General features: G+C 52.4%; 3 protein-coding genes. All 3 read left to right on the top strand.

Features of this window, described 5'->3' with window-relative positions:
- Positions 1–466 precede the first annotated feature (466 nt).
- The 3 genes from purE to purM are packed head-to-tail and all read left to right on the top strand — an operon-like array spanning position 467 to position 5699.
- On the top strand, positions 467–934 hold the full coding sequence (gene purE / locus JX312_RS08095) for a 5-(carboxyamino)imidazole ribonucleotide mutase (RefSeq protein ID WP_123403130.1): 468 nt from the start codon (positions 467–469) through the stop codon (positions 932–934).
- A 33-nt stretch (positions 935–967) separates the two neighbouring features.
- Entirely contained in the window at positions 968–4672 is a 3705-nt protein-coding gene (locus tag JX312_RS08100) for a phosphoribosylformylglycinamidine synthase (RefSeq protein ID WP_204457653.1), read from the top strand.
- Between the two features lies 1 nt (position 4673).
- On the top strand, positions 4674–5699 hold the full coding sequence (gene purM, locus JX312_RS08105; protein WP_123403127.1) for a phosphoribosylformylglycinamidine cyclo-ligase: 1026 nt from the start codon (positions 4674–4676) through the stop codon (positions 5697–5699).
- Positions 5700–5846 lie beyond the last annotated feature (147 nt).

A 5846-nucleotide genomic window follows, 5' to 3' on the forward strand; every position in this document is an offset into this window, starting at 1 on the left:
ATCTGCAAATCATTTGTACAGCAACATAGAAGCCCGCTATGCTCCCTCCTCGACTCATAAAAACACCTCATAAAATCCTCTCAATGAACCTCACAATTAAATTTAAACAGTTTCTGAGAAAAACCTCCGGAGATACTCGTAAAACTATTTATAAAAATATTTACAACGATTTCATCAGAAGTTTGGGGTGATATGTTGGCAAAATTGAAAATAAAGTTGTAACTTTGCAATCTAATTTTTCAATTAGCAATGAGACAACAATCCCATTCCATACTGCGAAAGCCGCGCCGGAAGCGCAAGGCGTTTCGTGCGGTCATGAATGGGGAGGCGTGCGGATACGCGTGCAGAATTGTGAACAGATAAAAAGGAGGCGTCAGGCAGTGTGTCTGACGCCTCCTGCTTTTTATTTAACGGCAATTTAGCAGAATAGCAATTTTAACTAACCAACATCCAGGTAAGAAGAGATATGAAAGTAGGAGTAGTGATGGGTTCCACAAGCGACTGGAACGTTATGTCGGGAGCCACGGCAATTTTGGATTCCTTCGGAATCGAGTATGAAAAGAGAGTGCTGAGTGCTCACCGCACTCCGGCGCAGCTTGAGGAATGGGCTTCGGGTGCCCGTGAGCGCGGTCTTTGCGCGATAATCGCAGGCGCAGGCGGCGCGGCGCATCTCGCCGGTGTTGTGGCGGCGTTCACTACGCTGCCGGTGATAGGTGTTCCCGTGAAATCACGCAGTCTTGAAGGGTTGGATTCCCTCCTGTCCATGGTGCAGATGCCTCCGGGCATTCCTGTGGCAACCGTAGGAATCGACGGTGCCAGAAACGCCGCTTTGCTCGCAATAGAGATTATGGCGGTTACAGACCCCGCAATGAAACTCAAACTGGATGAATTCCGTGCGGAGCAGGCACGCAAGGTTCTCGAATCTGAAATCTAATTTGTAATTCACAATGCATATTGCATAATCGATATGACAGCTTTAAAATCAAGAATATTTGTAGAGAAACGTCCGGAGTTCCGCACGGAGGCTGAAAGTCTGCGCCGTGAATTGAATTCCAATCTCGGTCTCGACATCAGGAGTCTCAGACTCCTTTGCGTGTATGATCTGTTCGGTTTCACTCCTGAACTTATCGAACGCAGTTCCTACAGGGTTTTCGGCGAGCCTGCCACCGACACTGTCTCTGACACAGTGGAGACCGGAGGAATGCCATATCTTGCGGTTGAGTGTCTTCCCGGACAGTTCGACCAGCGTGCCCATTCAGCCGAGGAGTGCGTGAGACTCATAGAGCCGTCGGCTGAAATAGAGATAAGCAGCAGCCGTCTGATGATTTTCGATGAGTCGGTAGGAGAGGAGGAGATGAAACGGATCTCAAAATACTGCATCAATGCCGTGGAGGCGCGTCGCAAAGACCTTGACCGTCTGGAGAAGCCGGAACGCGCAGCCGCCAGACCGGTGCCGGTGCTTGAAGGTTTCCGTGAGATTACAGCCGATGCAGCGGCAGCCTATTGCAAGGAGAAAGGTCTTGCCATGAACGGTGACGACCTGATGGAGGTTGTGTCTTATTTCACAGCCGAAGGACGCGACCCAAATGAGACGGAACTCCGTATTCTCGACACATACTGGAGCGACCATTGCCGCCACACCACGTTCACAACCGAACTTACCGACATTGCCATAGATGAGTCTGCTATTTCAGCCACACTCCGCGACGCTCTCGATGAGTGGAAGAAAATACGCCGTCAGCTCGGACGCGAGAGCAAAAGTCTTTGCCTTATGGATCTTGCCACAATCGGTGCCCGCTATCTCCGCAAGGAAGGTCTTCTTGAAGATCTCGAACAGAGTGAGGAAAACAACGCATGTTCAATTTATGTGGACATAGACGTAGATGGCAAAGAGGAACGCTGGCTGCTTCAGTTCAAGAATGAAACCCATAATCATCCTACGGAAATAGAGCCGTTCGGAGGTGCCTCCACATGTCTCGGCGGCGCGATCCGTGACCCGTTGAGCGGGCGTAGCTATGTGTATCAGGCAATGCGTGTGACCGGTGCCGGAGACATTTACAAGCCGGTATCCGAGACGATGGAGGGGAAACTTCCCCAGCGTGTCATCTCGCTGAAAGCTGCTGCCGGATACTCGTCATACGGAAACCAGATCGGTCTCGCCACAACGCATGTGCGTGAGATTTATCATCCGGGATATGTCGCAAAGCGTCTGGAGGTCGGTGCCGTTGCAGGAGCTGTGAAAGCTTCCGATGTTCGCCGCGAACGTCCTCAGCCGGGCGATGTGATCCTCATGTTCGGAGGCCGTACCGGTCGTGACGGAATAGGAGGGGCAACCGGGTCATCTAAAGAACACAACGAGTCATCGCTTGAGGAATGCGGCAGCGAGGTGCAGAAGGGAAATGCTCCTGAAGAACGCAAGATCTCGCGTCTTTTCCGCCGTCCGGAGGTGACACGTCTCATCAAGAAATCCAACGACTTCGGCGCTGGTGGTGTCAGCGTGGCTATCGGAGAGCTTACCGATGGCCTTGACATATATCTCGACCGCGTCACAACAAAATATTCCGGACTTAACCCTACGGAACTCGCAATCAGCGAATCGCAGGAGAGAATGTCGGTTGTGGTTGAACCAAAGGATCGCGAGGAATTCGAGCGTTACTGTCATGAAGAGAACATTGAGGTGCGCCATGTCGCCGATGTTACCGACTCTGGCAGAATGAGAATGTACTATAACGGCGAGCTTGTGGCTGACCTCCGCAGGGAATTCATAGACTCTGCAGGAGCACGTCATTTCGCCAAGGCGCGTATAGCAGGAATCGAAGACAGAGATCCTTTCGCAAGGGAGATTCCGGGCGGAGATCTCAAAGAGAAGTTCCTGCATAATCTTGAGGATGAGAACGTGACCTCGCAGAAAGGTCTCATTGAGATGTTCGACTCTTCAATCGGTGCCTCCACTGTGCTGATGCCTTTCGGCGGTGCGACCCAGGGAACGGAGACTCAGGCGAGTGTACAGAAACTTCCCGTCGGAAGTCATCATACCGACACAGCCTCTATTATGACTTTCGGATTCAATCCCTATATCAGCAGCTGGAGTCCTTTCCACGGCGCGGCTTATGCGGTTGTCGAGGCTCTTTCTAAAGCTACTGCGGCAGGTGCGGACTTCCGCCGTCTGCGATTCTCTTTCCAGGAATATTTCGAACGTATGAACTCTGAAGAGTCATGGGGCAAGCCTCTTGCCGCGCTTCTCGGCGCGCTGGAGATGCAGCTGGCGTTCGGTCTCCCGGCAATCGGAGGAAAAGACTCCATGAGCGGTACGTTCAACGACATCAATGTGCCTCCGACGCTGATCGCTTTCGCGGCGGGAACTGTGGATGCCAGAAAGGTCGTCAGCCCTGAATTCAAGGCAGCCGGAAATAGTGTCTATATCGTGCGTCATACTCCTGAAAGTGATCTCACTCCCGACACCGCGCAACTTATGCTCAATTTCGAAAATGTGCGCAAGGGAATAGAGAGCGGGGATATAGTCGCAGCCTGGTCTGTAGGTTTCGGCGGCGTTGCAGAGGGTATCGCAAAGATGAGTTTCGGCAACGGAATCGGGGCGGATGTTCGTGTTTCCGACAAGGATCTGTTCGATTTCGGTCACGGTTCTCTGATTGTGGAGAGCAAAAACGCGCTTGACTTCCCGAATGCGGAACTCATAGGCGAGACCGTTGAGGGAGCACTGCGCGTGAACGGCGTGGAAATCGCAATAGGGGAGGCATTCGAGGCAAACCGAGGCAGATTCAATAAGGTATATCCTGACAGAAGCGGTGTCGAGGGTAAGGTGGAGAATGCATCTTCCGGAGCCTGCACGAGCCGCTGGGAGGGTGAGAAGACCGAGCATCCCGTGGTGTTCCTCCCGCTTTTCCCCGGAACAAACTGCGACTACGACATGACCAAGGCTTTCGAGCGTGAAGGCGCAGTGGTCAGAAGCAGCGTGTTTATCAATCTCACCGCTGAGGATATCGAACGTTCGGTTCAGGAGATGGCACGCAATATCGATGAATGCCATATCCTTGCCATAAGCGGCGGTTTCTCTGCCGGCGACGAGCCTGACGGAAGCGGCAAGTTTATCGCCAATGTCCTGCTCAACGACACTGTGAAGGCGGCAATAAAGCGTCTGCAGGATAGGGGAGGACTGATACTCGGAATCTGCAACGGATTCCAGGCTCTTGTCAAGTCAGGTCTTCTTCCTTATGGCAGAATCGGAGAACTTTCCGCTGAGAGTCCCACACTCTTCCATAACGATATAAACCGTCATATCTCGCAGATAGTAAACACCCGTGTTGGTTCCGTTGCCTCTCCATGGCTCGAAGGCTTCACCATCGGCGAGCTTCACAGCATCGCCGCTTCCCACGGCGAGGGTAAGTTCATGGCTTCTCCGGCACTCGCCGCGCAACTTCGCGCAAACGGTCAGATCGCCTTCCAGTATGCCGATGCCGAGGGTAACGCAACTATGGACTCTCCAGCCAATCCAAACGGATCGGTAGAGGCTATCGAGGGTATAATCTCACCCGACGGGCGCATCCTCGGAAAAATGGGACATTCCGAGCGTTTTGCCGACGGTCTGATGAAGAATATCCATGGCAACAAGATGCAGAATCTATTTAAAAACGCAATAAATTACTTTAAATAATATGGCAAAAAGTTATGAAGCGTCCGGTGTGAACCTTGAGGCGGGCTACGAAGTGGTAAGCCGCATCAAGAAACATGTGAAGAGCACCGAGCGCCCCGGCTCGATGGGCAACATCGGTGCTTTCGGCGGCATGTTTGACCTCGGTTCGCTCGGTTACGAGCATCCGATTCTCGTGAGCGGTACTGACGGAGTCGGCACCAAACTTAAAATAGCTTTCTCGCTGGAGAAACATGACACTATCGGCATAGATGCCGTGGCTATGTGTGTCAACGATGTGCTCGCCCAGGGTGCGCGTCCGCTGATTTTCCTCGATTATGTTGCGGTGGGCAAGAATCATCCTGAAGTTGTCGAGGCTATCGTAAGCGGTGTTGCCGAAGGATGCCGTCAGGCGGGATGTGCCCTTGTCGGCGGCGAGACTGCCGAGATGCCCGGCATGTACACTCCCGGTGAATATGACATTGCCGGTTTCACAGTCGGTGCCGTGGAAAAAAGCAAGCTTATCGATTGCTCGAAAGTAAAACCCGGCGATCTGCTTATCGGTATCGCGTCATCAGGAGTCCACTCCAACGGATTCAGCCTTGTGCGCAAGATTGTGTCGGACCGTGATCTCGAGTTCGATCAGAAGTATGAGGATACGGGAGACCAGACTCTTGGCGAGATGCTGCTCACCCCCACAAGAATTTATGTGAAGCAGGTGCACAAGGTGCTTGATGAGATAGATGTCCATGGCATAGCGCATATCACAGGCGGCGGCTTCGATGAGAATATACCGCGCATTCTCAAAGAGGGTCAGGGTGTGGAAATAGAAGAAGGCAGCTGGGAGATTCTTCCGGTGTTCCGTATGCTGGAGAAATACGGAAAGATTCCTCACCGCGAGATGTTCAACATTTTCAACATGGGCATTGGAATGGTGCTTGCCGTCTGTCCTGAAGACGCGCCCCGTGCGTTGGAAATCCTTACGGAGGCAGGTGAGAGGGCGTCTGTGATCGGAAAAGTTGTCGAAGGTGAAGGCGTGACTTTAAAATAAAATTCCTATATGAGGAAGATTGCGGTATTTGCAAGTGGAAACGGCAGCAATTTCGAGAATATAACGGTGGCTGCGGAGCAGGGGAGAATCCCCGGATGCAAGGTGGTGCTGTGTGTCTGTGACCGCCCCGGTGCCTTTGTCACGGAG

It is taken from the genome of Barnesiella sp. CU968, from assembly GCF_905219685.1.
Classification (GTDB): domain Bacteria; phylum Bacteroidota; class Bacteroidia; order Bacteroidales; family Muribaculaceae; genus Lepagella; species Lepagella muris_A.

What these genes read in the sequence shown, in the direction of transcription:
- purE (WP_123403130.1), top strand. Translation starts at nt 467, where the DNA reads ATGAAAGTAGGAGTAGTGATGGGTTCCACAAGCGACTGGAACGTTATG.
- JX312_RS08100 (WP_204457653.1), top strand. Translation starts at nt 968, where the DNA reads ATGACAGCTTTAAAATCAAGAATATTTGTAGAGAAACGTCCGGAGTTC.
- purM (WP_123403127.1), top strand. Translation starts at nt 4,674, where the DNA reads ATGGCAAAAAGTTATGAAGCGTCCGGTGTGAACCTTGAGGCGGGCTAC.